Genomic DNA, 4,239 nt, shown 5'->3' with positions numbered 1-4,239 from the left:
GCAGAGGCCGTTGGACGCGGGCTGGGACAGACAATCCACGGAGATCAAGGCGACCCTGAAGGCCCGTCAGGAAAGACAAGTCAGGCACCACCGGCGATGAAACCACCTCTGCCAGCAGTCTGGCCAGCTTGCGCCTCCCCCGCCCCTGCTGCCTCACCGCTCCAGCAACTCCACCGTGGTCAGGTCTGCTAGGGCGATGGAAGGTAAAGGACGATTTTCGAACGAGGGCAGCGATTGAGCCAAGATGCTAGTCGATCTTGCTGCGACTCCACCACAAACCGCAGAAGTCGATGATGATTTGACGGTGGGGCCCTTACCCCCGTTCCGCGCCCCAATACCTGCCGCTTCAATGATCGCTTGGCAAAGGCGCGGCGAAACCCGGGGCCGTGACAACCGCACCCGCGCTTGAACAAAACACGAACAGGCCCTATGCTGAGTCTACATTTTGTGAACGGAGATGCAGCATGACTCCATATCGTGATTGGGACCAGGATTCTGGCATCAGGGCCTATGAGCTTGGCTCGTCATATATGGATGTCGCCTTCAAGGACGGCGCGATCTATCGCTACACCTCGCTGTCGGCCGGGCAGGCCAATCTGGACCGTATGATCGTATTGGCGCGAGCGGGCGATGGGCTGAACCAGTTCATCAACCGGGCTGTAAGGAATCGCTATTCCCAGCGGCTTGCCTGAAGTCATCACCTCTCCATACCTCCGCATGAAAAAACGGGGCGACCGAAGCCGCCCCGTTGAAAGTCACTCAGCGGCGATCAGGTGCTGGCGCTCCTCTTCGTCGTCGGGCTGGACCTCGTCGTCCTCGGCGAGGAAGGCGGGCAGTTCAACGCTGACGTCCTCAGTCACGGCTTGCGGGCCAACATCGAGATCATCCAGGCGCAGCGGCTCCGGCAGCCAGCCTGAGCCATCGAGGAGGCGTTCCGCTTCGCGCGCCATGTCGTGCTTCTTCAAGTGGGCGATCAACTCGACGGCCTGCGCCCCTGCCCCTTCGCGCACGGCTTCCAGGATGCGGCTCTTGGTGACGCGGCCGAGGTAGTTGGCAACGGTGGGTTTCCAGCCCGCCTCGACCAGATCGAGCCGGGTGGTGCGTGCCAGGCGGTCCGCTTCGCGGAGGCGACGGTCGAGGCCGTGCTGGCTGATCCCCATGCCGCTGTAGGGGTTCGGACGCTCATAGAGCGCGTTCACCCCGAAGCTGAGGCAATGGGCGAGGAGCGCCTGCCGGCTGGCCTCGTCCAGGGCGTGGAGCCAGTCCCAGAGCACGTCATCTCCCTGCCCCAGTGGCATGTCTGCCTTCCACCCAGCGTGGCGCGCGTCGATGTTCTGCGCCGGGAAGCTGTCGGCGAGATCGGCGGACTGCGCCGGCAGATGGATTTCGCGCACGGTCGCTTCGATGGCCGCACCAGAGGCGCGGGAGACGAAGCAGTCAATGACCAGCTTGTGCAGGAGTGCCGTCATCGCAATGCGCGGGTTGTTGGCAACTGCGTCCCGCAGCGCCAGTGTGCGATGTGCCGTCAGCTCGATAACGAGTCGTTCGGGCAGCGGCTTGATTGCGTCGCCTTCGTCTTCTTCGTCCTCGGTCGGTCGGGTCTCACCGCCCATGTTGATCACCGTGGAATGGCTTACGCCGTGATCCGCATCCATTGGCGCGTTTTCATAGCGACCGTCTTCGGACTCGACGCCTGCAGGCACTTCGCGCAGTTCATCCTCGGGCCGGACAAATCCGCGCTCGATCAACAAGGTGCCGTCGCTGTCGATGCTGACGAAGGCCCCTGCTCTGCCGACTTGGTCGGGATCGAAGGCCATCGGGCGGCTGTCGAAGGCGCTAAGGAGCCGCTCGATCTCGCCAAGTCGCGCATCGACTTCTTCGGGCAGATCATCGGCCTCAGCGTATTCAGCCTCCAGACGATCGGATTCATCGCGAAGCGCCTCGCGGGTGGCCCGCTCCTCAGCGGTCAGATCGACCGTGGTGCCCAAAAGCTCACGCAGGCCCATCGTGTGGCCGTAGGGGAAGCCCACGGCGACCTCGAGCCACTTCCAACCCTCGGCGGAGATCGCTTCGGCTTCCGCTTGCAGCTTCTCGCCGACCAGCCGTTCCAACAAGACCGGGTCTTGCAGCCAACCGCCATCATCTTGCTGGAAGAGGTCACGCAGGACGTAGCCACCCGCGGCCTCATAAGCGTTGAGCCCCAGGAAGCGGGCGCGCTTGTCCGACGCGCGCACTGCGGTTTCCGTCAGCATGCGACGGATCTGGTAGGGCTCCTTGGACCAGGAGTTCTTGACGGCTTCCCAGACCTGCGCCTGCCGAGCGTGATCGCCCGAAATCGTGAAGGCCATCAACTGTTCCAGGGTCATGCCATCTTCGGCATAGACCTCCAGCAGCGTGGGCGCGACCGTGACGAGGCGCAAGCGCTGCTTGACCACCTTCACTTCGACAAAGAAGGCCGCCGCGATGGCCTCTTCGGTCATGCCCTTCTCGCGCATGGCCTGGAAGGCACGGAACTGGTCCAGCGGATGCAACGGTGCGCGCTCGATGTTCTCGGCCAGCGAGACCTCGTCGATCAGCACGCCGTCATCGGCTGCGCTGACGATGCAAGGCACCGGTGCGGTCTTGGCAAGGCGCTTCTGCTTCACCAGCAGTTCCAGTGCCCGGAAGCGCCGCCCACCAGCGGGCACTTCGAACTTGCCGGTCTCTGCCCCGTCCTCGCCGATCACCGGGCGCACGTGCAGGCTCTGGATCAGGCCGCGGCGCGCGATGGATTCGGCCAGTTCATCGACCGAGATGCCGGCCTTCACACGCCGCACGTTGGACTGGCTCAGGACCAGATTGTTGAACGGGATATCCCGCGACGAGGCGAGGGTAATTTTCTGCATGTTGGTCATCGGACCAATCTCCGCGACAGGCGCCGAGAGCCTCTCTCTCGACTGCCAACCTGTCGAAAACCCCCTGCCCTCCCCTCCCTCTCTCCCACGGCCAGGCTTCAGAGATGACCTAACCCACGCAGACTGAGCTCCCGGCCCGCGCCGACGATGATGTGGTCGTGCAGGGTCAACCCAAGCACGCCACAAGCCTTTTCCACCTCCTTCGTCATGGCGATGTCCGCCTCCGATGGCTAAGGGTCGCCGGGCGGATGATTGTGGGCGAGGATCAGGGCCGAAGCATTGAGGTCCAGGGCGCGCCGGACAACTTCGCGCGGATAGACCGGCACATGATCGACGGTCCCGACGCCAAGGCGTTCGTCGGAAATGAGCCGGTTCTTGCGGTCCAGGTACAGGACATGAAACCGCTCGACATCGCCACGCACCGACAAGGCGCAATAGTCCATCACGGCCTGCCACGACGAAAGGACAGGGTTGCAGTTGATATGGCGGGCTAGGATTTCACGGGCGGCGAAGATCGTGGCTTGCTCCTGCGCGGTCAGCTCGAAGCTGCCAGTGCGACGGTTTAGGAAGGCAGTTGGGTGTTCTGAAAATCGGGACATGTAGACCTCTTGTGTTGAGTCCGACCAGCATCCGCCCAACGGCCACGCGCTGCGCCAGCGAACTTGGCCGGGAAGGGGTCAGAGGGGACGTTCTGATGACAGGGGGCAGGAGATATCTGAGCCCCCTGCCCCGCTGCTCACCTCAGCTGACGCGATCGAGCAGCTTCTTGGCCCGACTTTCCATGTCGAGACGCGCATCCTGCTGCGTTTTATCGCGTGCAAGTCTCGTAATCCCTTGAATAAAATCAAAAATACTCTCTGGAGGTCGGCCCTCTTCCATCAGCACCTTCTCGATGATCTTGCCGGATTCGGTCTTCGAGAAGCCACGCCTGCGCAGGAAGTCATCCCGATCCTCGTCCGTTCGCGCGACGATCTGTTGCCGCGCCGCCTTGATGCCGTTCACGAAGCCCTGCGGCGAGGAATTGGCAAAGCGCGTCAGCGCCGGGGCCGCCTCGTGGGCGAAGCGGGAGGCCGCGTATTTCGAGTGGCGGATCGTGATCTCCTGGAAATCTTCGACGCCCCAGAGGTTGCGGTTCTGGCACACTGCCCGCAGGTAGAAGCTGGCCATGCCGAGGGTTTTCGCGCCCACCTCGGAGTTCCAGCAATAGAAGCCCCGGAAGTAGATGGGATGGTTGCCGCCCTCCCCAGACGGCATCGCAATGTGCCAAGAATGTGGATGTGAGAGCCACAACAGCGGAGAAGGCGGCAAGATGAAGGATACAATAATCGGGGTAGATTTGGCAAAG

Annotated in this window: 2 protein-coding genes and 2 pseudogenes; 1 reads left to right on the top strand and 3 read right to left on the bottom strand. The window is 62.7% G+C overall.

Features of this window, described 5'->3' with window-relative positions; all coding sequences use genetic code 11:
- Window positions 1-464 precede the first annotated feature (464 nt).
- Window positions 465-692 carry a hypothetical protein gene (locus Q7J44_RS19950; protein ID WP_304882871.1) on the top strand — a complete coding sequence of 76 codons (228 nt, stop codon included), beginning with the start codon at window positions 465-467 and terminating at the stop codon, window positions 690-692.
- A gap of 63 nt (window positions 693-755) precedes the next feature.
- Here the strand turns inward: Q7J44_RS19950 and Q7J44_RS19945 are convergent, their stop codons facing one another.
- The 3 genes and pseudogenes from Q7J44_RS19945 to Q7J44_RS19935 all read right to left on the bottom strand — a co-directional run.
- Window positions 756-2,894 (bottom strand): ParB/RepB/Spo0J family partition protein, encoded by a 2,139-nt coding sequence (locus Q7J44_RS19945; protein WP_304882870.1) that lies wholly within the window; start codon window positions 2,892-2,894, stop codon window positions 756-758.
- 98 nt (window positions 2,895-2,992) lie between these two features.
- A pseudogene (locus tag Q7J44_RS19940) lies at window positions 2,993-3,433 on the bottom strand (RadC family protein).
- A 202-nt stretch (window positions 3,434-3,635) separates the two neighbouring features.
- Window positions 3,636-4,239, bottom strand: a pseudogene (locus Q7J44_RS19935) (hypothetical protein); the annotation flags it as partial.

Origin of the sequence: Pseudotabrizicola sp. (assembly GCF_030656345.1) — a bacterium.
GTDB lineage: Bacteria > Pseudomonadota > Alphaproteobacteria > Rhodobacterales > Rhodobacteraceae > Pseudotabrizicola.
Note: the sequence above shows the minus strand (reverse complement) of the source record. Positions and strands in the feature narration are given on the sequence as shown.

What these genes read in the sequence shown, in the direction of transcription:
- Q7J44_RS19950 (WP_304882871.1), top strand. Translation starts at nt 465, where the DNA reads ATGACTCCATATCGTGATTGGGACCAGGATTCTGGCATCAGGGCCTAT.
- Q7J44_RS19945 (WP_304882870.1), bottom strand. Translation starts at nt 2,894, where the DNA reads ATGACCAACATGCAGAAAATTACCCTCGCCTCGTCGCGGGATATCCCG.